Origin of the sequence: Massilia sp. BHUDP2 (genome assembly GCF_046236355.1) — a bacterium.
In the GTDB taxonomy this organism is placed as follows: domain Bacteria; phylum Pseudomonadota; class Gammaproteobacteria; order Burkholderiales; family Burkholderiaceae_D; genus Telluria; species Telluria varians.
The window spans coordinates 297,063-321,027 of record NZ_JBJUVW010000001.1 but is presented as its reverse complement, the minus strand read 5'-3'; the positions used below and the strand labels follow the sequence as shown (position 1 = coordinate 321,027).

Here is a 23,965-nt window from a genome sequence, read left to right as displayed (position 1 = left end):
GGGTCAATCCATAGATCATGCCTAATCCAAACCGCGGCTCCGTGGGCTTCCAGTCCAACGAGTTCGACCAAGAATACGAACGTCCTTCCAAGTCCGAAGCCAAGCGCCAGTCGAACGAGCTGCAAAAGCTCGGCGAACAGCTGGTGGAGGCGCCGCGCGACCGCGTCAAGCGCGTCGAGATGCCGGAAGACGTCAAGGAAGCCATCCTTACCTGCCAGACCATCACCAACCACGAAGGCCGCCGCCGCGCCCTGCAGTTCGTGGGCAAGAAGATGCGCACGCTGGACGAGGAAGAAGTCGAGCTCATCAAGCGCACCATCGAGGGCTGGAAAGGCGCCTCGAAGGCCGAGACCGCCGCGCTGCACGCCCTCGAGCGCCGCCGCGAGAAATTGCTGGCCGACGACAAGGCCCTGACCCAGCTGCTGGAAGAAAATCCGGAACTGGACGTGCAGCACCTGCGCACCCTGATCCGCAACGCGCGCAAGGAACAGGCGGAGAACAAGCCGCCCAAGGCCTACCGCGAGATCTTCCAGATCCTGAAGGACCTGGGCAAGAAGCAGAAACAGAAGGCGGCAGCAGACGACGAGGAAGAAGCCGGCGATGACGAGTCCGACGACGAGTAATCCTGAATTGGCGCATCAAGAGCTGATCATCGGCCTGGTGTCGGTCTCGGACCGCGCCAGCGGCGGCGTCTACGAGGACAAGGGCATCCCGGCCCTGCACGAGTGGCTGGCGCAGGCGATCACCACGCCGTTTCGGGTCGAAACCCGTCTGATCCCCGACGAACGCGCGGAGATCGAGCGCACCCTGGTCGACCTGGTCGACAATGCGCGCTGCCATCTGGTGCTCACCACCGGCGGCACCGGCCCGGCGCGGCGCGACCTCACGCCCGAGGCAACGCTGGCCGTGGCCACGAAAGAGATGCCGGGCTTCGGCGAGCAGATGCGCCAGATCAGCCTGCGCTTCGTGCCGACCGCGATCCTGTCACGCCAGACCGCGGTGATCCGCGAGACGCTTGACCACGCGGCCCTGATCATGAACCTGCCGGGCCAGCCCAAGTCGATCAAGGAAACGCTGGAAGGCCTGAAGGACGATGCCGGCAACACGGTCGTCGGCGGGATTTTTGCCGCCGTCCCCTACTGCATCGACCTGATCGGCGGCCCCTACATCGAAACCAATCCGTCCGTCAGCAAGACCTTCCGCCCGAAATCGGCGCTGCGTCCTCCTGCTGCCTGAACTGCATTGTCATTCCTAAGGAACCCATGGAACTGCTGCAAAACATCGAGATCGAAACCGCGCCGAACCCGCAAGTGGCAGTCATCTGGCTGCACGGCCTGGGCGCCGACGGCAACGACTTCGTGCCACTCGTGAACGAACTGGACCTCGCCGGATTGCCGGGCATCCGCTTCGTGTTCCCGCATGCGAAGACCATGCCGGTGACGATCAACGGCGGCTACGTGATGCGCGCCTGGTACGACATCACCGGCGCCGAACTGACCCGCCGCGAGGACGAAGGCGGCCTGCGCGCCTCGCAGCGCGACGTGGAAGCCCTGATCGCGCGCGAAAAGGCACGCGGCATCCCGGCCTCGCGCATCATCCTGGCTGGCTTCTCGCAAGGCTGCGCGATGACCCTGCAGACCGGCATGCGCCATCCGGAAAAGCTGGCCGGCATGCTGTGCCTGTCGGGCTACCTGCCGCTGGCCAACGTGGTCGTCAACGAGCGTACCGAGGAAAGCCTGGCCACGCCGATCTTCATGGCCCACGGCACCCACGACAACGTGGTGCCCTTCGCGCGTGCGCGCGAGTCGAAGGATGTGCTGGTGTCGCTGGGTTACCAGGTCGAGTGGCACGAGTACATGATGCAGCACTCGCTGTGCCTGGAAGAGGTGCAGGATATTTCGAAATGGATCAGGAAGGTGCTGGCGTAGAGTGGGCGGCTTCGCCGCCCACGCGGTGATAGCTCGCAGCGAGATCATCGAGCCCGAAATCGGAGCCGATAACGATCACCGCGTGGGCGGGAAACCCGCCCACCCTACTGTTTCAACGCGGCCTCCACCGCATCGGCGAGGCGCGACACGATCTCCGACAAATCCGCCGCCGTCGCGATGAAGGGCGGCGCCAGCAGCACGTGGTCGCCGTACTGCCCGTCGATGGTCCCGCCCATCGGGTAGACCATCAGCCCGTTCTCCATCGCCTTGGCCTTGATCGCCGCGTGCAGCTTGCGCTCCGGCGCGAAGGGCCGCTTGTCGGCGCGGTCCTGCACGAATTCCAGCGCCAGGAACATGCCGCGCCCGCGGATATCGCCCACGTGCTCGTGGGTGCCGAACACGTCGCCCAGCATGCGCCGCAGCGTCGCGCCGCGGCTGCGCACGCGCCCCAGCAGGTCGTCGCGCTCGATCACCTTCTGCACTTCCAGCGCCGCCGCCGCCGCCACCGGGTGCCCGATGTAGGTGTGCCCGTGCTGGAACATGCCGCTGCCGTTACGCAGGCAGTCGACGATGGTCTGGTGCGCCAGCACCGCGCCGATCGGCTGGTAGCCCGCGCCCAGGCCCTTGGCGATCGCGATGATGTCCGGCGCCACGCCGTCCTGCTCGATCGCGTACATGGTGCCGGTGCGGCCCATCCCGCACATCACCTCGTCGGCGATGAACAGGATGCGGTAGCGGTCGCAGATGTCGCGCACGCCCTGGAAGTAGCCCGGCGTCGGGGGGATCGCGCCGCCGGTGGCGCCCACCACCGGCTCGGCGACGAAAGCGATGATGTTCTCCGGCCCGGCCTTGAGGATCTGGGTTTCCAGCTCGTCGAGCAGGCCGGCGGTGTAGTCGTCCACGCTCTGGTGCGCCGCGCGGCCGCGGTATTCGTAGCAGGCGCTCACCCGCACGGTGTCCATCAGCAGCGGCGCGAAGGCCTTGCGGCGCCACTCGTTGCCGCCCACCGCCAGCGCGCCCAGGGTGTTGCCGTGGTAGCTCTGGCGCCGCGCCATGAACAGGCGGCGCTGCGGCTCGCCCGCCTCCACCCAGTACTGGCGCGCCAGCTTGAGCGCCGTCTCCATCGCTTCCGAACCGCCCGAGACCAGGTAGACGCCGCCGATGTCCTGCGGCGCCCCCTGGACCAGGCGGTCGGCCAGTTCCTCGGCCGCATCGGTGGTGAAGAAGGCGGTGTGGGCATAGGCGCAGCGGTCGATCTGGCGGTGCATGGCGGCGATCACGTCTGGATGCCCGTGGCCGAGCGAGGACACGGCAGCCCCGCCGCTGGCGTCGATGTAGATCCGGCCGGCCTTGTCGCGCATGCGGATGCCGTCGGCGGACACCGCGGTCGGCGGCACCTGGCGCAGGTTGCGGTGGAGGATATGGCTCATTGCGACTCCCTTGGTCAGAACAAGAGTTTGACAATAAGCGTGCCGTGCACCGGTTCTTTTGATTTTTAGAGAACGCTGTGCAATTATTTTCCAATTACAACATTTGATCGACGCCATGACCGACCGACTCGGACCGATCGCCCTGGAGGACATGAGCCCGGCCCAGCGCGCCGCGGCGCAGGCCATCATCGACGGGCCGCGCGGGGCGGTGTACGGCCCCTTCGTGCCCTTGCTGCGCAGTCCGGAGCTGATGGAATACGCCCAGCGCATGGGCGAGTACCTGCGCTACCGCAGCGCGATCGGGGTGCGACTGTCGGAGCTGGCGATCCTGGTCACCGCGCGCCAGTGGAACCAGCAGGTGGAATGGGCGATCCACGCGCCGATCGCGGCCCAGGTGGGCATTCCGGCCTCGGTGATCCAGGCGATCGCCGAGCGGCGCAGACCAGGCGACATGCTGGTCGACGAAGCGGTGGTGCACGACTTCTGCGTCGAGCTGCACGAGGCCAAATCGGTCTCGGACCGGGTGTATGCCGATGCGCTCGCGCTGTTCGGCGAGCACGGGGTGGTCGATCTCATGGGGATCAACGGGTATTACACCTTCCTGGCCATGGTGATGAACACGGCCAGGACGGCGGTGCCGGCAGGCTGCGAGGCGCGGCTGCCGGACTAGTGGCTCACTTCGGGAAGGCGACCACTTCCTGCTGCTGTTCTCCAAGCCCTGCAATACCGAGCCTCAGCTTGTCGCCCTTCTTCAGGAAGCGCTGCGGCGAACGCCCCATGCCCACGCCCGGCGGCGTGCCGGTGGTGATGATGTCGCCCGGTTCCAGCGTCATGAAGCGCGACACGTAGCTGACGATCTGCGCCACCGTGAAGATCATGTTCGCGGTGTTCCCGGTCTGCATGCGCTTGCCGTTCAGTTCCAGGTAGAGGTCGAGGTCCTGCACGTCGTAGATTTCGTCGCGCGTCACCAGGAAGGGGCCGACCGGACCGAAGGTGTCGCAGCCCTTGCCCTTGTCCCATTGCGAGCCCATCTCGAACTGGAAGGCGCGCTCGGACACGTCGTTGACCACGCAGTAGCCGGCCACGTACTTGAGCGCCTCGTCTTCGCTGACGTACTGCGCGCGGGTGCCGATCACCACGCCCAGCTCGACTTCCCAATCGGTCTTTTTCGAGCCCTTGGGCAGCTGGACCGGATCGTCCGGGCCGGACAGGCTGCTGATCGCCTTGGTGAAGAAGATCGGCTCCTTCGGCACCTCGGCGCCGGTCTCCGCCGCATGGTCGGCATAGTTCATGCCGATGCCGATGAACTTGCCGACGCCCTTGACCGGCACGCCCAGGCGCGGATTGCCGCGCACCAGCGGCAGCGTCTTCCACTCAAGCTTCGCCAGCTTGCGCAGCGCCTTGTCCGAGAGTTGCGACGCGTCGATGTCGTCGATGATCCCGGACAGGTCGCGCAGGCGGCCCTCTTCGTCGAACAGGCCCGGCTTTTCCTTGCCCGGGCGGCCATAGCGCACCAATCTCATTCTTGTATTCCTTGTATATCAAACGCCAAACACGCCCAGCATGGGCCAGCGGGCGATGATACCAAGGATCGGACGGCCAGGTTATTGGCTCAGCAGATAAGCGCTGATATCGAGCGCATCGCGTTCGCTCACGCCCATGTTCGGCATGGCGGTATGCGGGTCGATCGACTGCGGGTCGCGGATCCAGCGCACCAGGCCGGCCTGGTCGTTCGGCACCGCCCCCGCCAGCACCTTGCGCTCGGCCATGCCTTCGAGCGGCCGGCCGACATAGACCTTCGAGCCGGGCACGCCGGGGATCAGGTGGCAGGACTGGCAGGCGTACTGCGTCACGGCGATCTTGCCGCGTTCCGGGTCGCCCTGCACACCGACCGGCGGCCGCTTGGGCGAGCAGGCGGCCAGGCTGGCCAGCGCCAGCACCGCCGCGATGCGCCAGGCGCTCATTTCGCCCCTCCCTGCGCCAGCGCCGGCGCGCCAGGGGCCGCGGTCCAGGCGCGGAAATCCTGCGCGCTCATCGCCGGCATGGCCCTCACGAAGGCCACCACCGCCCAGATCTCGTCCTCGCCCAGGTGGTATTCCCAGGCCGGCATGCCGCTCATCTTGATGCCGTTCTTCGTGATCCAGTACAGCTCGCGCGCTTCCCAGTGCTGGGTGGCGTCCACCAGCGGGCCGGGAATCGGCTGCATGCTCATGCCGATGGTGGACTGGGCCACGCCCGGGCCGCCGTGGCATTGCAGGCACTTGTCGCGGTAGACCGCGGCGCCGAGGCGCAACTGCTGCTCGCCCCCGAGGCGCGGCACCTGCACGTCGCGTGCATGGTGGCGCACCGAGTTCGCCATGCCCTTTTCCAGCACCGTGTACACATAGGGGAAATGCTGGGCGGTGGCGCCGATGTTGTACCAGCCGCCATACAGGAGCGCGAGGCCGGCCGCCCCCGCGGTGACGCCTGCCGCGAGCAGCGTCGATACAGCGGTCTTCACGATCAGCCGTTGGCGGTTAGAAAGCATGTCGGGGTGCGTCCGATTGGATTCGTTAAAAAAAATGCATTGTTGTTTGTGTATTATAAAAGCCACTTCACAATGTCGAATTTCAAACGTGCGCCCCCGTCTTTACCGTGATTCTCTCCGCACCGCCACACAGGCCGCATTGACACTGGCTTGTGCCGTATTGCTCGCCGGGTGCAAGGACGACGCACGCTCGGCTGTCCCCGGCGGCGACGTGCAGCTTGGACTGCGGCTGGTCACCCAGTACCAGTGCGGCGCCTGCCACGTGATCCCGGGCGTGCAGGGCGCGGACGGCAAGTCGGATGGCGCCGGGCCATCGCTCGACTACATCGGCCGCCTGAGCTACATCGCCGGCGGCATCCCCAACCAGCCCGCCAACATGGTGCAATGGCTGCGCGTGCCGCATGCCGTCAAACCCGGCACCGAGATGCCGCCCATGGGCCTGACGGAACAGGAGGCGCGCCACATGGCCGCCTTCCTGTACACGCTGCGGTGAGCGCCATGACCGGCACCCTGCACTCGGCCCTGGAGCCGGCCGGCTGGGACGCGGCCATCATCAGCCAGTTCGCCTGGGTCATGTTCGGCGCCGGCGCCCTGATCTTCCTCGCCGTGATGGCGCTGCTGTTCCTGAGCCTGCGGCGCCGCGAACGGCCGGCGCGCGCGCTGCTGTGGATCGGGGGCGGCGGCATCGCCTTCCCGGTGGTGGTGCTCACCGCGCTCCTGGGGTGGAGCACCTGGCGCAGCGCCCAGCTGGCGCCGCAGACCTCGCACGATGCGCTCACCATCTCGGTGACCGCCAAGATGTGGTGGTGGGAAGTGCGCTACCACGACCCGGCGAGCGGACGCGAGATCGTCACCGCCAACGAAATCCACATCCCGGTCGGCCGCAAGGTCTACCTCGGCCTGAATTCGGCCGACGTGATCCATAGCCTGTGGGTGCCCTCGCTGGCCGGCAAGCGCGACATGGTCCCGGGCCGCGTCACCGGCCTGACCCTGCGCGCCGACAAGCCGGGCATCTACCGCGGCCAGTGCGCCGAATACTGCGGCGCCCAGCATGCGAAGATGGCGCTGCACGTAGTGGCCCTGGTGCCGCAGGAATTCGAGGCCTGGCTGGCACGCCAGGCGCAGCCTGCCCTGCCCGCGGACAACGCGATCCTCGAACGCGGCCGCGCCGCCTTCCTGGAACAACGCTGCCAGGCCTGCCACACGATCCGCGGCGTGGCCGAAGGATCGCGCCTGGGCCCGGACCTGACCCACGTCGGAAGCCGCATGCACATCGGCGCGGGCACCCTGCGCAATCACCGCGACACGCTGGACGGCTGGATCGCCGACCCGCAGGCCGCCAAGCCCGGCGTCTTCATGCCCGGCTCGCACGACCTCGACCGCGACACGCTGCGCGCGCTGGCCACCTACCTCGAGCACCTGAAATGACGCAGCTCCCGCCCAATTCATTGCCCAATTCCCTGCCGCGGCCGGAGGGCGAATTCGAGCGCCTGAAGGAAGTCTGGCGCACGCCCACCGGCTGGCGCTTCTTCACCTCGGTGAACAACACCAGCATCGGCCTGCTCTACATCGGCACCGCCCTGCTGTTCTTCGTCCTGGCCGGCATCCTGGCCCTGGTCATGCGGGTGCAGCTGGCGGTGCCCGACAACACCCTGCTCAGCCCCGGCACCTACAACCAGGTCTTCACCATGCACGGCACGGTGATGATGTTCCTGTTCGCGATCCCGATCGTCGAGGCATTGGCCGTCTACCTGCTGCCCAACATGCTGGGCGCGCGCGACCTGCCCTTCCCGCGCCTGTCCGCCTATGCCTACTGGGCCTATGCCTTCGGCGGCCTGGCCTTCTTCTGCACCATCTTCGTCGGCCTGGCGCCGGACGGCGGCTGGTTCATGTACCCGCCCTATACCGGCAACACCTATTCGCCGGGCCTGAACGCCGACTTCTGGCTGCTGGGGATCGGCTTCATCGAGATCTCGGCGATCGCCGGCGCGATCGAGCTGATCGTCGGCATCCTGTTCACGCGCGCGCCGGGCATGACGCTGCGCCGCATGCCGGTGTACGCCTGGGCCATGCTGGTGGTGGCGGTGATGATCGTGTTCGCCTTCCCGGCGGTGATCGCCGGCACCGCCCTGCTGGAACTGGAGCGCGCCTTCGACTGGCCCTTCTTCATCGCCGAGCGCGGCGGTGATCCGATCCTGTGGCAGCACCTGTTCTGGTTCTTCGGCCACCCCGAGGTCTACATCATCTTCCTGCCGGCCGCCGGGATGGTCTCGACCATGATCCCGACCATCGCCGGCACCCCGCTGGTGGGACGGCGCGCCATCATCGTGGCGCTGGTCGGCGTCGGCTTCTTCAGCTTCGGGCTGTGGGCCCACCACATGTTCACCGCCGGCCTGGGCGTGCTGGAGATGAGCTTCATCTCGGCCGCCAGCATGGCGGTGGCGATCCCGACCGGCATCCAGGTATTCGCCTGGATCGCCACCCTGTGGAACGGGCGGGTGCGCATGACGTCCCCGGCGCTGTTCCTGATGGGCTTCATGTTCATCTTCGTGCTGGGCGGCCTGACCGGGGTGATGGTGGCCGTGATCCCGTTCGACTGGCAGGCCCACGACACCTATTTCATCGTGGCCCACCTGCACTACGTCCTGATCGGCGGCATGGTGTTCCCGGTGTTCGCCGGGATGTATTACTGGCTGCCGCTGGTCAAGGGCCAGCCCCTGTCCGAGAAGCTGGGGCGCTGGGTGTTCTGGATGATGTTCGGCGGCTTCAACCTGGCCTTCTTCCCGATGCACATCACGGGCCTGTACGGCATGCCGCGCCGGGTCTACACCTATGACGCGCACCTCGGCTGGAACCTGCTGAACATGCTGTCCACGGTCGGCGCCTTCATCTTCGCCTTCGGCGTGCTGCTGTTCATCGTCGACGCCGTGCGCGCGCTGCGCCGGCCGGAAAAGGAAGTGGGCAATCCGTGGAATGCGCCGACCCTCGAATGGCTGCCGTCGGAATCCTACGGCAACCGCAGCATCCCGCGCATTCACTCGACCAACCCGCTGTGGGACCAGCCGACCCTGTCCGAGGAAGTCGAGCGCGGCCAGCACTACCTGCCCGGCACTGCCACCGGCCTGCGCGAGACCATCGCCACCAGCCCGGTCAAGGCCGAGCCGCGCTACCTGATGGTGCTGCCGACCGACAGCTGGCTGCCGGTCATCGCCGCCCTCGGCACGGCCGGCTTCTTCCTGCTGCTGACCGTCAAGGCGATCCTGCCGGCCTTTATCTTCGGCTTGATGGCGGTGGGCGGCACCATCGCCTGGCTGTGGGAATCGGATCGCAAGCCGCCGATCGACCAGGCGCGGGTCGCAGAAGATTTGGTGCTGCCGGTGAATGCGAAGACCACCGCCTCGCAGTCGTGGTGGGGCACGATGGTGATGCTGATCGTCGACGCCTGCATCTTCGCGTCCTTCGGCTACGCCTACGTCCATGTGTCGATGCGCCTGCAGGTCTGCCCGCCGCCCGGCGCCGCCTTGCCGGAGCTGTCGTCGCAGCTGGTCTCGGCCGGCCTTTTGGTGGCTAGTTCGGTGCTGATGCTGCTGGCCGTGCGCGCGCTCGGCAAGCGCCGCCTGCCCTGGCTGGTGCTGCTGGCGCTGGGCTGCACCACGGCTTCCTTCCTGTTCGATCTGCGCGGCCACCAGTTCGCCGGCCTCGACCCGACAGCCAGCGCCTGGGGCGCCGCGATCGGCGGGCTGCTCGGCTACCAGGGCCTGCACGTGGTGGTGCTGGCGATCGCCGGCCCCTATCTGGTTCTCCGGTCCTGGCGCGGTCACCTGGGCGAGCGCAGCCGCGCGACGCTCGACAATGTCGCCCTGCTCTGGCACTACACCACGCTGCAGGGCCTGGCCGGCATGGCGCTGGTGCATGGCCTGCCGGCGCTGATGCCGTGGCTGATGGAGTAGACCATGCAAGACCACTTCTTCCGGCAACTGATGCGCGGCACCCTGCCTCTCCTGGTATGGGCGGCGCACTTCACCGTCTGCTACCTGCTGGCGGCGGCGCAGTGCACGCCGGCGGTAATGCGCACGGGCGGGCCGGACCGCTTGCTGCTGGGGATCGCGACCGTGGCGGCGCTGGCCATCTGCCTGTGGCTGGCCTGGCGCGAACGCGGCATCCTGCGCAACGCCACGGAAGCGGCGCTGCTCGACTGGGCGGCGGCGCTGGGCGCCGTGCTGGCCTTCGTGGGGATCCTGTGGACCGGGATGCCGATCCTACTGGTCAGCGGCTGCGCGTAGGGTGGGCGGGTTTCCGCCCACGCGGTGATAGTTATCCCTACGATTAACGCGCGTTCGGCGTCACGCGCCAGACCACGTTGCCGACATCGTCCGCCACCAGGATCGCGCCCTTCCCGTCCACCGCGACGCCGACCGGACGCCCCTGCGCCTCGCCGTCCTTGTTGAGAAAGCCGCTGAGCAGCTCGACCGGTTTCCCGGCCGGCTTGCCTGCCCTGAACGGCACATACACCACGTTGTAGCCCGACAGCGGCTTGCGGTTCCAGGAACCGTGCTGACCGATGATGGCGCCGTTGGTGAACTGCGGCAGCAGCGCGCCGGTATAGAAGGCCAGCCCCAGCGCCGCCACGTGGGCGCCCAGCGCATAGTCCGGCACGATCGCCCTGGCCACCAGGTCCGGGCGCTGCGGCTTGACGCGCTCGTCCACGTGCCTGCCATACCAGCTGTAGGGCCAGCCGTAGAAGCCGCCCTCCTTCACCGAGGTCAGGTAGTCCGGCACCAGGTCGCTGCCGATCTCGTCGCGTTCGTTCACCACCGTCCACAGCACCCCGGTTTCAGGATTCCAGGCCAGGCCGTTCGGGTTGCGCAGGCCGGCGGCGAAGAGGCGGGTCTTGCCGGTGGCGATGTCCACTTCGAGGATCGCGGCGCGGTCGACTTCCTGGTCGATGCCGTTTTCGGCCACGTTGCTGTTCGAACCCGTGGTGGCGTACAGCTTGCGCCCGTCCTGGCTGGCGATGATGTTCTTGGTCCAGTGGTGGTTCAGCGGCCCGCCCGGCAGCGGCGCCACCGGGGCTGCCTGCGCGGTGATGGCGGTAGCGCCCTCGCGGTAGGGGAAGCGCACGATGCCGTCGGTGTTCGCCACGTACAGCGTGTCGCCGACCAGCGCCATGCCGAAGGGCGAGTTCAGGCCCTTCAGGAACACGGTCTTCAGTTCCGCCACGCCGTCGCCGTCGGCATCGCGCAGCAGCGTGATGCGGTTCGCGCTGGGCACGCCCGCGCCCGCCCTCTCCATCACCTTTTTCTGGACGTAAGCCTTGATGCCCTTCTTGGCCGGCTGTTGCGGCGCATTGCTCTCGGCGACCAGCACGTCGCCATTGGGCAGCACGTGGAGCCAGCGCGGATGGTCGAGGCCGGAAGCGTAGGCCTGCACCGCCAGTCCCGCCGCCGCGAGCGGCTTGCCGCCCGGTGGCCAGCCCCTGGCGGGGGCGATGTCCACGGTCGGGATCAGGGAGCGGACCGGCGACACCAGGGTCGGATGCGAGCCGACGTCGGCGCCGGGAGACAGCGTGGAGCGGTCGCCGCAGGCGGCCAGCAGCAAGAGCATGGCGCCGCTGGACAGGCGAAGCAGGAAGTGGTCGCGCATGGTGTTCTCTCGGTGGGGGCGGACAGCACGATACTAGCCAATCCGGCCATATCGCGCCATCCTTTCCCAGCGAGAGAAGGGATTCAGGTGGGAACCGCCTGGACCTCCTCGACATCCTCGGCCACCGGCGCGCTCTGGCGCCGGCGCCGCCGCACGAATCCGACCAGGCCCGGCAACTGCACCAGCACCAGCACCGCAAAGGCCATGCGGTAGGCCATGGCGGGAGTCTGGCCGGCGTCGTCGATGGGCCACAGCCCGACCAGCAGGCCGAAGCCCGCCTGCACCACGAAGGCGCCGATGAAGATCAGGAGGTTCAGGCAGGTCGCCGCGCGTCCGGTCAGCTCGCGCGGCATCGACTGCGCGATGATGGCGTACTCGATTCCCGTAATGGTCCCGACCAGCGTGAACAGCACCGACAGCAGCTGGAAGCTCGGCTTGTAGTTGAGCACGAAGGCAGCCTGCACCAGCAGGAAGACGGCGATGCCGGCGGCGGCGACGTCCAGCGGGGCGATGCCGCGCCGGCCGGCCCACTCGGTGATCATGCCCACCCCGATGGCGCCGAAGATCACCGACGCCATCCCCATGTAGAGCAGGTAGGCGACCGCGTCGTCGGGAAAGCGCGCGACGTCCGACAGCCAGCGCCCGATCCACAGCCCCTGGATGCCGAAGAACACCGCATGCGGGATCAGGACCAGCGAGGCCGTGTTGCGAAACACCGGCGCCCGGAACACCTCGCGCAGCGCCTGCCCCAGCGGTCCGCGCTTGGGCTGCGGTCCCTTGTCACGGGGGTATACGAGCGCGATCAGCAGGCCGGAACATGCGGTCAGCCCGGCCAGGATGGCGAACAGGCCGCGCCAGTCGGTATAGTCGAGCACCAGCCGCACCGGCATGGTCGCGCTGGCGGCGCCCAGCCCCCCTACTGCGATCAGGTAGCCGTGCACCGAAGGCAGCTTGTTCGGGGTGATCCAGGTGGACACTGCCTTCACCGCCGCCATGAAGCAGCCGCCCAGGCCCAGGCCCATGACGGCGCGCGCCACCAGCAGCTGCCCGAAGCCGGTGCCGCGCGCGAACAGCAGCGCGCCGAGCGCGCCGACCAGCATCATCGACAGCTGCACCCTGCGCGGTCCCCAGCGGTCGAGGGCGATCCCGACCGGCAGCTGGACCAGCGCGAAGGCGAAGAAGAAGGCGCTGGTGAGCAGTCCGAGCTCGCCCGGGGTGAGCGCGAGCGCCCCCATCAGGTCGGGGGCCAGCACCGCGTTCACGTTGCGCAGCAGCGTCGACAGATAGTGTCCCAGCGCGAACGGCAGGAACACGTAGAAAAAAACCGCCACGCCGGTCAGGCGTGGCGCGGTGGCGGTATCCTGCATGGGCCAGGTCCCGGTCGGGGTCGGGTGGATGCGCGTCCGGAGTCAGGCCGCGTCCTGGGTAGCGCCGCCACGCGGCTGGCCCGCCGGCACCAGCGGGATGACGCGCCCGCCGGGTCCGCGCAGCGGGCCTTCGCTCTCCTGTTCGAAGAAGAACTTGTCGCGCCCGAAGGCCGGCTTGAGGTGGTCGAGCCAGGTGGCTTCCGGATCGTACTTGGCGAAGAAGGGTCGGCGCACCCATTCCGGATTGCGGGCCTGCAGGAACTGCAGCGCGAACAGCTTCTCGCCATTGATCGTGACCACGCCGTCGATCACCACCTTGCCCGGGAAGGCGCTCATCGAGGGACCGCGCACGGTGCGCGACAGGCCCGACACCATCGAGTAGGCCTCCTGGAAGATCTGGTGCGCGCGCGCCAGCGGCAGGGAGAAGTAGTCGCGCGGGCCGGTGTCGCGCTCGACGAACATGTAGTACGGAATGGCGCCCAGGCGCACGCCGGTGGTCCACAACTCGGCCCAGCTCTTCGGGTCTTCGTTGATGTGGCGGATCAGGGGTCCCTGCATGCGCAGCGTGGCGCCGGTGCCGACGATGCGCTTGACCGCCTGCTGGGCTACGGGCGCGCGTAGCTCGACCGCATGGTTGTAGTGACCCATGATCGCGAGGTTCTTGCCCGACCTGACCACCTTCTCGAACAGGCGCATCAGGTCGTCGCTGTCCTTGTCCGACACGAAGCGCTGCGGCCAGTAGGCCACCGACTTGGTGCCGATGCGGATGTTCTGGATGTGGGCCAGGTTCGGTTCGAGCAGCGGCTCGAGGAACTCGGCCAGCGAACGCGTGTTCATGATCATCGGGTCGCCGCCGGTGATCAGGACGTCGGTGACGTCTTTATGGGTCTCGAGGTAGGACACCAGCTCCTTGCATTCGCGCGCATCGAACTTCATGTCGTCCATGCCGACGAACTGCGGCCAGCGGAAGCAGAAGGTGCAGTAGGCGTGGCAGGTCTGGCCCGAGCTCGGGAAGAACAGCACGGTCTCCTTGTACTTGTGCTGCAGGCCCTTGAGCGGCGCGTCGTTGACGCGCGGGACGTTGTGCGTCATCTGGCCGGCCGGGTGCGGGTTCATGCGCATGCGGATGCCGTGCACCAGCTTGGCGGTGGCCGCCTCGTCCTTCTTGTACAGCACCAGGTCGCGCAGTTGTTCGTATTCGCTGGCGGGCAGCATGTCGCGGTGCGGGAAGGTGAGCCGGTAGATCGGATCGTCCGGCACCTTGTCCCAGTCGATCAGCTCCTCCAGCACGTAGGCGTTCACGCGGAACGGCAACACATGGGACACCACCTGCACGGCTTCCTGCAGCTCCGGCGTCAGCCATTGCCATTGGCGTGCCGTGTGGATCGTCTGGCGGGTATAGGGCTTGAACTTGGAGGGCGTCGATTCGGTCGTGATCACGGAAATTCTCCAGGAAACGAGGGATGAATTAGTCGGCGTGGGTAAAACGTTGCCGGTAAGAATTCATCTTACGTTGCGGAAAACCCGCGAGAATTGCCGTCAATCAATCGGATTGTTCCTACGCTGGGGGTTAAAACAAGAGAGAGGCAGAACGGGACAAATACTGGACAGGACGGCCCGGAGCGCATTCTCCGGGCCGTCCGCAGGCTTATTTCGGGGCGCGCCGGCGCATCCATTCGGCGAAATGCCTGCCCACCAGCAGGTCGCCGTCATAGCTCAGGTGGTTGGTGTCGCGGTACATCAGGCGTCCGTCGATCATGGCGTGGCAGCTGCTGTCGTCGCACAAGGCCGTGGACGAATCGAACCAGGCCATCTGCGGGAACTCGCGGGCAAAGGCGCCCAGGACCTCGCGGTGCTGCACCACCTGCTGCTCCCATTCGGCGCGCGTGATCGCGCAGGGCACGCGGGTGGCCGACGAGGCCACGCCGGCGCGCTTGATGCAGGAACGCGGATCGAAGCTGATGATGGGCACGTCGTTCATGAAGATCACCTGCTTGCCGGCCGCGGTGAAGCGGCGGAAGGTCTCGCGCGCCGCATCCACCCACATGCGGTGCTCGGGCGCGCTGCCGAAGCGCAGGTGGGTCGAGAACACCACGGTCTTCACCGAAGGCATGCCGAGGGCCAGTTCCAGCATCGGCTGGGTCGCCTGCTGGTAGGGATCGCCCTGCGGGTCCAGGCCCCAGTACGGATGGCGGGTTCCCAGCATCAGGAGGTTCTCGCCAACGCTGCTGTAGTACTTCGTCAGGCCGGCCACCACGTGGTAGGCATGGCTGTCGCCCACCAGCACCACGGTCGGGTCCCTGGCGGCGTCGGCCTGCAGACAGTACTCGTAGGTCGAGTCGAAACCGTAGCGCTTCTTGCAGGCCTCGGCATTGGCCTTGTCCTCGACCAGCACCAGCGCCTTCTGGTTGGCCAGGTTGTCCTGGACCGGCTTGCGCGTCGGCAGGCCGTCGTTCAGGTAGATATAGCTTCCGGCGGCGGCGCAGGCAAGCATCAGTGCGCTCAGCGCCGTAACCTTGCCGCGCCCGCTACCGCCGCGCAGCGGGCGTTCCAGCACGCGGTAGGTCAGCCAGGCCAGCAGGACGGCCAGCAGCACCGCCCCGGCGCGGATGGCCGGCGCCGGGGTGCGCGATTCGACGATCTGGGCAAACGACAGCAGCGGCCAGTGCCACAGGTAGAGCGGATAGCTCACCAGCCCGATCCAGACCATGATGCGGTTCGACAGCAGCACGCGGTTGAGCCAGGCCTGCGGCCCGGCGCCGATGAGCAGGAGCGCGCCCAGTGCGGGCAGCAGCGCGCGCCAGCCGGGGAAGGGGTCTTCCCGCGTAATCAGGGCCAGGCCCGCGGCCAGCAGGGCGGCGCCAAGCCAGGAGAGCAGGTTCGGCGCCACGGCAAGGCGCGAAGCGGCGGCGCCGTGGCGCGCATGCAGGCAGGCCAGGCCGGCGCCCAGCAGCAGCTCCCAGGCGCGGCTGGCCGGGGAATAGAAGGTGGCGGTCGGGTGATCGGCGATGCCGCCCAGGTTGACGGCGAACGAGGCCAGCGCCAGCACGGCGGCCACCGCCAGCAGATTCATGCGCAGCCGCCACCCAAGCAGGAGGACGACCGGCCACAGGATATAGAACTGCTCCTCGATGCCGAGCGACCACAGGTGCAGCAGCGGCTTGGTGTCGGCCGCGGTGTCGAAGTAGCCGACCTGGGCCCAGTAGAAGAAGTTGGCCGCGAAGCCGGCGCCCCCGACCACGTGCTTGCCGAGCTGCTGGTATTCGTCAGGGAACAGGGCCAGCCAGCCGAAGGCCAGGCAGGAACCGAGCACCAGCACCAGCGCCGGGAAGATGCGCCGCACGCGGCGCGCGTAGAAGCCGGCGAAGCTGAAACTGCCCGCCTCCAGCTCGCGCAGCAGGATGCTGGTGATCAGGAAGCCGGAGATGACGAAGAAGATGTCGACGCCGATGAAACCGCCCCGCAGCACCGCCGGGAAGGCATGGAACAGCACCACCGACAGCACGGCGACGGCGCGCAGGCCGTCGATGTCACGGCGGTAGGCCAGGTGCCCCGGTGTGTCGGCTGGTTTTCCCAGCGGGTCCCCGAAGGGAATCTGTGTCTCTCGCTTCATGCCGGCTCATCAATAAAAGCTGACGATTCTACATGAGGTGTTTACATCGAAACAACGAACTCTGCCTCAAAACAACATCCGGATTGATTTGCATGCAGGGTGGATGACAGAAGCTGCTCAGCATCCACTGACACCAATGCGCAACGTTCCTACCCCGACTCCGCGTTGCGATTGCGCGATCGCAATTCCTGCTCATCCCAGCCCGGTACATTTGCCAATGCACTTTAGCAATATTGATCCCAGAACATTCACTCAAGGAGTCAACATGAAACTGTTCGCCACGACCGCCGCCCTGTGCCTGGCCATTGCCGCCACCCCTGCCCTCGCCAATGGCCCGACCGAAAAGGACGCCATCGCGATGGTCGAACGCGGCGTTGCCCTGGTCAAGGCCAAGGGCAAGGACGAGATGATGAAGAAGATCAACGCGAAGGATGCGGAATACGTCCAGGGCGAGCTCTACATGGACATCCGCGACCTGAAGACAGGCATCGTGCTGGCCCACCCCTATAACCCCTCGATCGTCGGCAAGGACCTGACCGACGTGCCGGATGCGAACGGCAAGAAGTACCGCCGCGAGATCATCGAACTGGCCGCCGCCAAGGGCAAGGGCTGGGTCGACTACCAGTACAAGAATCCGACCAGCGGCAAGATCGAGCCGAAGACGACCTTCATCCAGCGCGTCGACGACGTGGTGCTGGAAGTCGGCATCTACAAGAAGTAAAGCGCCCCGCCCTTTCGTCCACGCCCGGAGTCAAGCATGCTGAACAAACTGAGGATCGGCCCGAAACTCCTGCTGGCCCCGGGCCTGGTGCTGGTGCTGCTGACGATGCTGTCGGCAGCCGCCTATTACGGCATGGTGCGCCAGAACGCCTCGCTCGAGCACATGGTGCAGGTGCGCGCCGCGCGCCTGCAGGCCGTGGCCGACGTGGCGGGCGAAGCGCGCTTCGCGCATGCCAACATCTACCAGCTGCTGGCCTGGGTGAACGGCAGCTTCGCGAAGAACCGCCTGGACGCCCTGACCGCCGATATCCACAAGAAGCATGCCGCGATTGCAGCCAGGCTGGGCGAACTGTCGAAGGGCGCCGCACCGGGCGAGCGCGCGCCGATCGAGAGCGCGCTGGCAGGGCTGGCGAGCTACCGCAAGATGGTGGCCGAGACCATCGAGCTGGCCCAGGTCGACCAGTCGATCGCCACGAACTCGATGCAGAAGGCCGAGAAGCAGTTCGTCGCACTCGACAGCGGCCTGCAGAACCTGGCGGCGCTGGAAAAGAAGCTGAGCGTGGAAGCACATGCCGCCGCCAAGGCCGAGTTCCGCACCCTCGGCATGACCATGGCCGGCATGGTGCTGCTGTCGATCGCTTTGTCCCTGGTGGTGACGATGCTGGTGCGGCGCGCCATGCTGGCCGATATCCATTCGATCGCCACGGTGGTGAACGACCTGGCCGAGGGCCGCCTGCGTCCGTCCGGCACGCCCGGCGCCGGGCGCGACGAGATCGCCGACACCTCGCGCGCGCTCGACCACTCGATCTCGCGCCTGAACGGCGCCCTGAACAGCATATTGCACTCGGTGCGCTCGATCGACACCGCTTCGAAGGAAATCGCCACCGGCAACCTGGACCTGTCGACCCGCACCGAGCTGCAGGCCGGCTCGCTCGAACAGACCGCCAGCACCATGGAAGAACTGACCACGGCAGTCAAGGAAAACGCCAACAACGCGCGCCTGGCGTCGGATCTCGCGGCCGAGGCGGCGCAACTGGCCTCGAACGGCGGCCAGGCGGTGGGCCGCGCGGTGGCGACCATGGAATCGATCCAGGCCAGCTCGCGCAAGATCGTCGAGATCACCAGCGTCATCGACGGCATCTCGTTCCAGACCAACCTGCTGGCCCTGAACGCCGCGGTGGAAGCGGCGCGCGCCGGCGAGCAGGGGCGCGGCTTCGCGGTGGTTGCAGCCGAAGTGCGCACGCTGGCCCAGCGCTCGGCGGCGGCGGCGCGCGAGATCAAGGGCCTGATCGCCGATTCGGTGAAGAGCATCGAGGATGGCAGCGCTTCGGTGAGCGAGGCCGGCGCCAGCATGGGCGACATCGTCGCCTCGGTGCGCCAGGTGAACGACATCATCGGCCGCATCAGCATCGCCAGCACCGAGCAGGCCGACGGCATCGCCGAAGTGAACAAGGCGGTCGGCCAGATGGACGGCATGACCCAGCAGAACGCGGCCCTGGTTGAACAGGCCGCGGCAGCGGCCGAAAGCCTGCACGAGCAGACCGTCAATCTGGCCAAGGCGGTATCGATCTTCAAGTTCGAGGGTGACGACGGTGCGGACATCGCCGCTGTGCAGTCCGAGGACGAGGCGATCGCGGAAGACGAAGGCGGCGAGGGCTTCCACGGCCTGCACGAGCGCCGTTCTCCCGGCAGCGCGATGCGCGGACGTGCGGTGGCGGCGCTGCCTGCTGCGACCACCAGGGGAACGCAGCGGCGGCGCAGCGCCTGACGGCTTAGCGGAAGGGCCGGCTGACGAAGCGTGAACCCGCCAGCCCGAAACGCCAGGGCACGTCCATCGCCTTGGAAATCCCGATGCGCGGTCCGGTCACGACCTCCAGGCCTGGCGGCGCGGGCAGGATCTCGAACGGCGGCTGCGATATGGCCATGCCGTTGAGGGCACGGGTCACGCCAAGGGCCTGGCACAGCCTGCCCGGGCCAGAGCACAGCAGCCACTCATCCATCGCATCGCGGCGCACGCGCATCTGGTCCAGGCCGATGAGCGGCTCCAGCGCGCGGATCAGGACCCCGGCGCCGTGGCCCTCTTCGCGGCACACGAAGTTCAGGCACCAATGGATTCCGTAAGAACGATAGACATAGGCATGGGCAGGCGGCCCGAACATCGAGGCATTGCGCTCGGTAGGACCGGAAAAGGCGTGCGACGCCGGGTCTTCGCGGTCATACGCTTCGGTCTCGACGATCCGTCCGCCGACGCCATCCACCAGCACCGTCACGCCGATCAGCTGGCGCGCGACGATCTCCGCGGGCTGGGAAAAATCGATTCCTGCTATTGTCGAAATGGCCATGGCGGGATTCTAACCCGGCCTGTCCAAGGGTGTCGCTTTGGTTAAATTGACACAGAATATGATTTTAATGATAAGCATTTTGCATTGCTTTGCTGCAATAAAATAAGTGCTGGGGTATAGTGGCAAGGTTGGTCGCTTCCCTTCCGCACTTCCTCCTGCCCGCCCATGAATACCCTCGCCGATCCCGTTCTGCACCTCGACCAGGTCGATGCCCTGATCAAATCGATCCGCATCCCACCCCGGCCGAGCCTGCTTGCCGACATGCAGCGCGAACTGGCATCGGAAGACCCGTCGCCGGAGGCGATCGGCAAGATCGTGGCAAGCGACGTCGGCATGTCCGGTGCGCTGCTCAAGCTGGCCAATTCGGCGATCTACGGCGGCCGGCGCAAGGCCAAGTCGATCGAGCAGGCGATCCTGTTCCTGGGCATTAACCAGGTTGCGGCCCTGATGACCGGCCTGCTGGCGCGCCAGGCGATTCCCGCCAACAGCGCCGCGCTGGCCAGCTTCTGGGATATCAGTACCCGGCGCGCCCAGGCCATGGTGTTCCTGTCGCGCCGCCTGCGCATCGGCGAGGCGGACGTGGCCCACACCTTCGGCCTGTTCTGCGACACCGGCGTGCCGCTGCTGATGGAACGCTTCCCGGACTACGCCGCGACCTATGCCGCCGCCTCGCTGGAAACGCAGCGCGCATTCACCGTGCTCGAGGACGAGCGCCATAGCACCAATCACGCGGCGCTCGGCTGCCTGCTGGCGCGCAACTGGGGCCTGTCGGGCGACGTCGGCTGGGCCATCCTGCACCACCATGATTTCGCCGTGCTCGACGACGCCGCGAGCGCCGCCGCGGTGCGCTCGCTGGTCGCCCTGTCGGTGCTGGCGGAGAGCGCGATCTGCCGCTACCAGGGCCATGCCGAATCGCTCGAATGGAACAAGGGCGGCGCCGCCGCCTGCGCCTACCTCGGGCTGTCGGACGAGGAAACGGCCGAGCTGCTGGACGAGCTGGTGGAAGCCTTCCACGAGCAGTAGATACATATCTTTACATCACTCCTGTACAGGCGGATACTGCCTGTAAGTACACTCGGGAGTGAGTCATGAAGTATCTCGCCATCCTGCTGTCGCTGTCGCTGTCCCTGCTGGCGGGCTGCGCCAGCGTGCAGCCCCCGAGCGCGCCCCTTCCTCCCTTCGCCGACGCACGCTTTGCGCCACCAAGCGAGCCGGTCGGCGCCGGCGACCTGTTCACCCTCAGTCCGGCGATGCTGTCCTACCTGAACAGCCCGGCTTTCAACAGGTACCTGCGCCAGAGCGGCTCGCGCCGCGGCCTGGTCGAAGCGCTGTACAGCAAGACCGACCTGAAGCTCGAATACGAATCCTCGAAGACCCGCACTGCCGCGGAAACCTACGCGGACCGCTCCGGCAACTGCCTGTCGCTCGTGATCATGACGGCGGCCTTCGCCAAGGAACTGCGCATGCCGGTGCGCTTTCGCAGCGTCGACGTCGGCAATGACTGGAGCCGCAAGGCGGACCTGTACCTGGGCAGCGCCCACGTCAACGTCGCGGTCGGCGAACCGGTCGATAGTGGCTTTCGCGGCAATGGCCTGAACGAGTTCCTGGTGGTCGACTTCATCCCGCAGGAGGAAGCCGAACGCCTGCGCGCACGCGAACTGGACGAAGACGACATCGTCGCGCTCTACATGAACAACCGCGCGGCCGAGATGCTGGTGCAGGACCGTATCGACGACGCCTACTGGTGGGCGCGCGCCGCGGTGGACAAGCGCCCTGGGCTGATCGCGGCGCTCAACACCCTGGCCGTGATCTACAACCGGCACGGCGATCTGGCGCTGGCCGAACAGACCTACCGCGCGGCCTTGCTGCGCGAGCCGGAGAACGTGATGGTCATGCGCAATCTGCAGCCAGTGCTGGCCACGCTGGGCAAGCACGCCGAGGCCTCGGCGCTGGCGCAACGCATCGCCAGCATCGAGCCCTTCCCGCCCTATTACCACTTCGACCAGGGCATGCTGGCGCTGCGCGCGGGCGACTTCGACAAGGCGCGGCGCCTGTTCGAACGTGAGCTCAAGCGCGCCCCTTACAACGACGAGTTCCTGTTCTGGCTCGGCGTGACCCACCTGCGCCTGGGCGACGTCCAGCATGCGCGCGAGCAGATCGCCAAGGCGGTCGACAACAGCACGCGGCAGGAGATGCGGCAGCTGTATTCGGCCAAGCTGGCGATGCTGCGAAAGGTGAGTGCGACCGGGACCCATATCCGCTGACCGGCCAGCCTTAGGTTCAGAACAATGGCGACTGCGACGGCAGCGATATTTCTCTTTCTCGTTCGGCGAGTCTATGCCAGATCATCAGCTTCTGCTCGAACGTCATCGCCATGTGCGCAGGTGAACTCGACGGCAGCACGACAGTACGGTAACCGGCGGCGGCGAACTGCGGCGCGAACTTGCCCGACGCCTGGCCATTGAAACCGACCGTCTCCAGCTCCGGACAGAGCGCGCGCAAGCGTTCGAAATCGTTGGCGGCCGGGTTGCGGATCGCGGAATCGAGGCTGCCTTCGCGTTCGCAGCCGGCCAGCACGTCCCACAGGCCGAAGCGGTGGGCCAGCAGGCGCGGCAAGCGCTCTTCATACGGCAGGCTGGCCAGTTCCTCCCCGATCACCGCCGAGATCAGGGGCCAGAATTGATTTCGCGGATGAGCGTAGTAACGCCCCGCAGCCAGCGAGGCGGCGCCGGGGAAGCTGCCGAGGACGAGCACGCGGGTGTCCGGCGCGAGCACGGGCGCAAGGCCAGTCAAGGAGGGAGTTCGATTCACCATGCCCCGATTGTAGCCGGACGAAAAAAAGCGGCGAGCACTCACGTACCCGCCGCAAAGGGCAAACCGTCGGGAGACGAAACGACGGCAGGTCTACTTCATGGCAACGGCATTGCCGTCGACGCGGGCGGCATCCCAGCCGCCGCCCAAGGAACGAATCAAGGCCACCGTCGTCACCGCCCGGTTGCCGCGCAGCTGGACGGCCGTGCGTTCGACCGCCGCCAGGTTGCGCTGGGCATCGAGCAGCTCCAGGTAGCTGGAACGGCCGGCGTCGTACAGCTTCTGCGCCAGGTCGGCCGAACGGCGCGCCGACAGCAGCGCCGCATCGATCTGCTCGGCCTGGCCGGCAAGGATGCGCAGGCCGGCCAGGTTGTCCTCGACCTCGGCAAAGGCCGTGAGCACGCTCTGGCGGTAGCTGCCCACCGATTCCTCCAGCACCGCTTCACTGCGTTCGACGTTGGCGCGGTTGCGGCCGCCGTCGATGATCGGCATCGAGGTGAGCAGGCCCAGCACCCAGGAACGGCTGCTCCACTTGAACACTTCCGACATGGCCCCGCCGACGCCTCCTCCGGCTGCGCTGATCGTGAGCGCCGGGAACATCGCGCCGCGCGCCACGCCGATGCGGGCATTCGAGGCTTCCATCGCGCGCTGGGCGGCATTGATGTCGGGACGGCGTTCCAGCAGCGAGGACGGCAGGCCGGCCGGTATCGCGGGCAGTGCGGTGGCGCCAAGTAGGGGACTCTTGTCGGCGACGTAGTGCGACGCCGGCTTGCCCAGCAGGACCGCCAGCGCATGCTCGGCGGTGGCGCGCTGGCGCTGCAGGCCGATCGCCTCGGCGCGTGCCGTCGCCAGCTCGGTGCGGGCGCGCGACAGGTCGAATTCGCCGATGTCGCCCAGGTCGAAGCGGCGCTGCGTCACCTTCACGCTTTCCTCGCGCAAGCGCACGGTTTGCGCCACCGTGTCCAGTTCGGCGTCCAGCGCCCGCAGGCGGAAGTAGGTCTGCGCCACGTCCGCCTGCAGCGCCAGCAGCACCGAGCGGTAATTGGCATCAAGGGTCGCCGCATCGCTGCGCGCCGCCGACACACCGGCCGCCACGCGGCCGAACAGGTCGACCTCGTAGCTGGCGGTGAGGTTCGCCGTGTAGCTCGTCACCGGCTGGGTCGGCGTGCCTTGCGGCAGGCCGCTTTCCAGCGCCGACGGGCGGGCGCGCTGGGCGCCGATGCCGACGCCGACCTGCGGCACCCTATCCGCTTGGGCGATACCGGCGATCGCCCTCGCCTGCTTGACGCGGCTTGCCGCCACCGCCAGGTTGGCGTTGTTGGCGCCGGCTTCCTCGATCAGGGAGGTCAACGCCGGATCCTTGAAGGCCAGCCACCACTGGCCGCGTGGCTGCTGCTCGGCAGGCTGGGCGGGTTTCCAGCGCGAGCCTTCGATGCCTTCCACTTCGACGGCGCTCGGCACCTGCGATTCACGGAAGGCCGTCGGCGTCTCGATGGCCGGCTGCCTGAATTCCGGGGTGGCGCAGGCGGTCAGCAGCAGGGCCGCCAGCAGCGGGGCCACGCCCCTTGCAATCATGCTTTTCAT

23 protein-coding genes are annotated in these 23,965 nt (G+C 67.1%); 12 read left to right on the top strand and 11 right to left on the bottom strand.

Annotated features, from left to right (window positions below; translation table 11 throughout):
• Nucleotides 1-17: 17 nt before the first annotated feature.
• Genes yjgA through ACK6C6_RS01405 form a run of 3 tightly spaced genes read left to right on the top strand, consistent with a single transcriptional unit; the run spans nt 18 to nt 1,928 of the window.
• A complete protein-coding gene (gene yjgA, locus ACK6C6_RS01415) occupies nt 18-623 on the top strand; it encodes a ribosome biogenesis factor YjgA (RefSeq protein WP_409265516.1) in 606 nt (201 codons plus the stop codon).
• The gene (gene mog / locus ACK6C6_RS01410) at nt 601-1,236 is read left to right on the top strand and encodes a molybdopterin adenylyltransferase (RefSeq protein ID WP_409265514.1); all 636 of its coding nucleotides are present in this window, start codon (nt 601-603) and stop codon (nt 1,234-1,236) included. Before yjgA ends, mog begins: the two co-directional genes overlap by 23 nt.
• 26 nt (nt 1,237-1,262) lie before the next feature.
• Nucleotides 1,263-1,928, top strand: coding sequence for an alpha/beta hydrolase (locus ACK6C6_RS01405; protein WP_409265512.1), 666 nt, complete (start codon nt 1,263-1,265; stop codon nt 1,926-1,928).
• Nucleotides 1,929-2,032: 104 nt separating this feature from the next.
• On the opposite strand, the gene ACK6C6_RS01400 is transcribed toward ACK6C6_RS01405, so the two are convergent.
• Nucleotides 2,033-3,358: an aspartate aminotransferase family protein gene (locus ACK6C6_RS01400; protein ID WP_409265510.1), complete on the bottom strand. Its 1,326-nt coding sequence runs from the start codon at nt 3,356-3,358 to the stop codon at nt 2,033-2,035.
• 115 nt (nt 3,359-3,473) lie between these two features.
• Here ACK6C6_RS01400 and ACK6C6_RS01395 point away from each other — a divergent pair, with 115 nt between their 5' ends.
• Nucleotides 3,474-4,028 carry a carboxymuconolactone decarboxylase family protein gene (locus ACK6C6_RS01395; RefSeq protein WP_409265508.1) on the top strand — a complete coding sequence of 185 codons (555 nt, stop codon included), beginning with the start codon at nt 3,474-3,476 and terminating at the stop codon, nt 4,026-4,028.
• A 4-nt stretch (nt 4,029-4,032) separates the two neighbouring features.
• On the opposite strand, the gene ACK6C6_RS01390 is transcribed toward ACK6C6_RS01395, so the two are convergent.
• From ACK6C6_RS01390 to ACK6C6_RS01380, 3 genes are all read right to left on the bottom strand, one after another.
• A complete protein-coding gene (locus ACK6C6_RS01390; protein ID WP_036212949.1) occupies nt 4,033-4,881 on the bottom strand; it encodes a fumarylacetoacetate hydrolase family protein in 849 nt (282 codons plus the stop codon).
• 81 nt (nt 4,882-4,962) lie between these two features.
• A complete protein-coding gene (locus ACK6C6_RS01385) occupies nt 4,963-5,322 on the bottom strand; it encodes a c-type cytochrome (RefSeq protein WP_409265506.1) in 360 nt (119 codons plus the stop codon).
• On the bottom strand, nt 5,319-5,858 hold the full coding sequence (locus ACK6C6_RS01380; protein ID WP_409265505.1) for a c-type cytochrome: 540 nt from the start codon (nt 5,856-5,858) through the stop codon (nt 5,319-5,321). Before ACK6C6_RS01380 ends, ACK6C6_RS01385 begins: the two co-directional genes overlap by 4 nt.
• Nucleotides 5,859-6,096: 238 nt before the next feature.
• Between ACK6C6_RS01380 and ACK6C6_RS01375 the strand changes: the two genes are divergently transcribed.
• From ACK6C6_RS01375 to ACK6C6_RS01360, 4 genes are read left to right on the top strand one after another with little or no spacing between them, the layout of a single operon-like run.
• Nucleotides 6,097-6,378 (top strand): c-type cytochrome, encoded by a 282-nt coding sequence (locus ACK6C6_RS01375; RefSeq protein ID WP_409265503.1) that lies wholly within the window; start codon nt 6,097-6,099, stop codon nt 6,376-6,378.
• A 5-nt stretch (nt 6,379-6,383) separates the two neighbouring features.
• Nucleotides 6,384-7,313: a cytochrome c oxidase subunit II gene (coxB, locus tag ACK6C6_RS01370; protein ID WP_409265502.1), complete on the top strand. Its 930-nt coding sequence runs from the start codon at nt 6,384-6,386 to the stop codon at nt 7,311-7,313.
• Nucleotides 7,310-9,835 (top strand): cytochrome c oxidase subunit I, encoded by a 2,526-nt coding sequence (gene ctaD, locus ACK6C6_RS01365; RefSeq protein ID WP_409265501.1) that lies wholly within the window; start codon nt 7,310-7,312, stop codon nt 9,833-9,835. Before coxB ends, ctaD begins: the two co-directional genes overlap by 4 nt.
• A gap of 3 nt (nt 9,836-9,838) precedes the next feature.
• Entirely contained in the window at nt 9,839-10,168 is a 330-nt protein-coding gene (locus ACK6C6_RS01360) for a hypothetical protein (RefSeq protein ID WP_409265500.1), read from the top strand.
• Between the two features lie 43 nt (nt 10,169-10,211).
• Here the strand turns inward: ACK6C6_RS01360 and ACK6C6_RS01355 are convergent, their stop codons facing one another.
• The 4 genes from ACK6C6_RS01355 to ACK6C6_RS01340 form a co-directional block, all read right to left on the bottom strand.
• Nucleotides 10,212-11,528 carry a PQQ-dependent sugar dehydrogenase gene (locus tag ACK6C6_RS01355; protein WP_409265498.1) on the bottom strand — a complete coding sequence of 439 codons (1,317 nt, stop codon included), beginning with the start codon at nt 11,526-11,528 and terminating at the stop codon, nt 10,212-10,214.
• Between the two features lie 83 nt (nt 11,529-11,611).
• A complete protein-coding gene (locus ACK6C6_RS01350) occupies nt 11,612-12,895 on the bottom strand; it encodes an MFS transporter (protein WP_409265496.1) in 1,284 nt (427 codons plus the stop codon).
• Between the two features lie 42 nt (nt 12,896-12,937).
• Nucleotides 12,938-14,335: a lysine 2,3-aminomutase gene (locus ACK6C6_RS01345; protein ID WP_313030071.1), complete on the bottom strand. Its 1,398-nt coding sequence runs from the start codon at nt 14,333-14,335 to the stop codon at nt 12,938-12,940.
• Between the two features lie 208 nt (nt 14,336-14,543).
• Nucleotides 14,544-16,508, bottom strand: a complete 1,965-nt coding sequence (locus ACK6C6_RS01340) for an acyltransferase family protein (protein ID WP_409265495.1) — start codon at nt 16,506-16,508, stop codon at nt 14,544-14,546.
• A 265-nt stretch (nt 16,509-16,773) separates the two neighbouring features.
• Between ACK6C6_RS01340 and ACK6C6_RS01335 the strand changes: the two genes are divergently transcribed.
• A complete protein-coding gene (locus tag ACK6C6_RS01335; RefSeq protein WP_027865534.1) occupies nt 16,774-17,229 on the top strand; it encodes a cache domain-containing protein in 456 nt (151 codons plus the stop codon).
• A gap of 36 nt (nt 17,230-17,265) precedes the next feature.
• The gene (locus tag ACK6C6_RS01330; RefSeq protein ID WP_409265493.1) at nt 17,266-18,996 is read left to right on the top strand and encodes a methyl-accepting chemotaxis protein; all 1,731 of its coding nucleotides are present in this window, start codon (nt 17,266-17,268) and stop codon (nt 18,994-18,996) included.
• Nucleotides 18,997-19,000: 4 nt separating this feature from the next.
• Here the strand turns inward: ACK6C6_RS01330 and ACK6C6_RS01325 are convergent, their stop codons facing one another.
• The gene (locus tag ACK6C6_RS01325) at nt 19,001-19,570 is read right to left on the bottom strand and encodes a DNA-3-methyladenine glycosylase (RefSeq protein WP_409265492.1); all 570 of its coding nucleotides are present in this window, start codon (nt 19,568-19,570) and stop codon (nt 19,001-19,003) included.
• 165 nt (nt 19,571-19,735) lie between these two features.
• Between ACK6C6_RS01325 and ACK6C6_RS01320 the strand changes: the two genes are divergently transcribed.
• Entirely contained in the window at nt 19,736-20,593 is an 858-nt protein-coding gene (locus ACK6C6_RS01320) for an HDOD domain-containing protein (protein WP_409265491.1), read from the top strand.
• Between the two features lie 65 nt (nt 20,594-20,658).
• On the top strand, nt 20,659-21,834 hold the full coding sequence (locus ACK6C6_RS01315) for a tetratricopeptide repeat protein (protein WP_409265489.1): 1,176 nt from the start codon (nt 20,659-20,661) through the stop codon (nt 21,832-21,834).
• Between the two features lie 16 nt (nt 21,835-21,850).
• On the opposite strand, the gene ACK6C6_RS01310 is transcribed toward ACK6C6_RS01315, so the two are convergent.
• The gene (locus tag ACK6C6_RS01310; protein WP_409265488.1) at nt 21,851-22,384 is read right to left on the bottom strand and encodes a DNA-deoxyinosine glycosylase; all 534 of its coding nucleotides are present in this window, start codon (nt 22,382-22,384) and stop codon (nt 21,851-21,853) included.
• A gap of 90 nt (nt 22,385-22,474) precedes the next feature.
• Nucleotides 22,475-23,965 (bottom strand): efflux transporter outer membrane subunit, encoded by a 1,491-nt coding sequence (locus ACK6C6_RS01305; RefSeq protein ID WP_409265487.1) that lies wholly within the window; start codon nt 23,963-23,965, stop codon nt 22,475-22,477.

What these genes read in the sequence shown, in the direction of transcription:
- ACK6C6_RS01315 (WP_409265489.1), top strand. Translation starts at nt 20,659, where the DNA reads ATGAAGTATCTCGCCATCCTGCTGTCGCTGTCGCTGTCCCTGCTGGCG.
- ACK6C6_RS01405 (WP_409265512.1), top strand. Translation starts at nt 1,263, where the DNA reads ATGGAACTGCTGCAAAACATCGAGATCGAAACCGCGCCGAACCCGCAA.
- ACK6C6_RS01395 (WP_409265508.1), top strand. Translation starts at nt 3,474, where the DNA reads ATGACCGACCGACTCGGACCGATCGCCCTGGAGGACATGAGCCCGGCC.
- ACK6C6_RS01335 (WP_027865534.1), top strand. Translation starts at nt 16,774, where the DNA reads ATGAAACTGTTCGCCACGACCGCCGCCCTGTGCCTGGCCATTGCCGCC.
- coxB (WP_409265502.1), top strand. Translation starts at nt 6,384, where the DNA reads ATGACCGGCACCCTGCACTCGGCCCTGGAGCCGGCCGGCTGGGACGCG.
- ACK6C6_RS01325 (WP_409265492.1), bottom strand. Translation starts at nt 19,570, where the DNA reads ATGGCCATTTCGACAATAGCAGGAATCGATTTTTCCCAGCCCGCGGAG.
- ACK6C6_RS01310 (WP_409265488.1), bottom strand. Translation starts at nt 22,384, where the DNA reads ATGGTGAATCGAACTCCCTCCTTGACTGGCCTTGCGCCCGTGCTCGCG.
- ACK6C6_RS01400 (WP_409265510.1), bottom strand. Translation starts at nt 3,358, where the DNA reads ATGAGCCATATCCTCCACCGCAACCTGCGCCAGGTGCCGCCGACCGCG.
- mog (WP_409265514.1), top strand. Translation starts at nt 601, where the DNA reads ATGACGAGTCCGACGACGAGTAATCCTGAATTGGCGCATCAAGAGCTG.
- ACK6C6_RS01350 (WP_409265496.1), bottom strand. Translation starts at nt 12,895, where the DNA reads ATGCAGGATACCGCCACCGCGCCACGCCTGACCGGCGTGGCGGTTTTT.
- ACK6C6_RS01320 (WP_409265491.1), top strand. Translation starts at nt 19,736, where the DNA reads ATGAATACCCTCGCCGATCCCGTTCTGCACCTCGACCAGGTCGATGCC.
- ACK6C6_RS01360 (WP_409265500.1), top strand. Translation starts at nt 9,839, where the DNA reads ATGCAAGACCACTTCTTCCGGCAACTGATGCGCGGCACCCTGCCTCTC.
- ACK6C6_RS01385 (WP_409265506.1), bottom strand. Translation starts at nt 5,322, where the DNA reads ATGAGCGCCTGGCGCATCGCGGCGGTGCTGGCGCTGGCCAGCCTGGCC.
- ctaD (WP_409265501.1), top strand. Translation starts at nt 7,310, where the DNA reads ATGACGCAGCTCCCGCCCAATTCATTGCCCAATTCCCTGCCGCGGCCG.
- ACK6C6_RS01330 (WP_409265493.1), top strand. Translation starts at nt 17,266, where the DNA reads ATGCTGAACAAACTGAGGATCGGCCCGAAACTCCTGCTGGCCCCGGGC.
- ACK6C6_RS01305 (WP_409265487.1), bottom strand. Translation starts at nt 23,965, where the DNA reads ATGAAAAGCATGATTGCAAGGGGCGTGGCCCCGCTGCTGGCGGCCCTG.
- ACK6C6_RS01390 (WP_036212949.1), bottom strand. Translation starts at nt 4,881, where the DNA reads ATGAGATTGGTGCGCTATGGCCGCCCGGGCAAGGAAAAGCCGGGCCTG.
- ACK6C6_RS01355 (WP_409265498.1), bottom strand. Translation starts at nt 11,528, where the DNA reads ATGCGCGACCACTTCCTGCTTCGCCTGTCCAGCGGCGCCATGCTCTTG.
- ACK6C6_RS01340 (WP_409265495.1), bottom strand. Translation starts at nt 16,508, where the DNA reads ATGAAGCGAGAGACACAGATTCCCTTCGGGGACCCGCTGGGAAAACCA.
- yjgA (WP_409265516.1), top strand. Translation starts at nt 18, where the DNA reads ATGCCTAATCCAAACCGCGGCTCCGTGGGCTTCCAGTCCAACGAGTTC.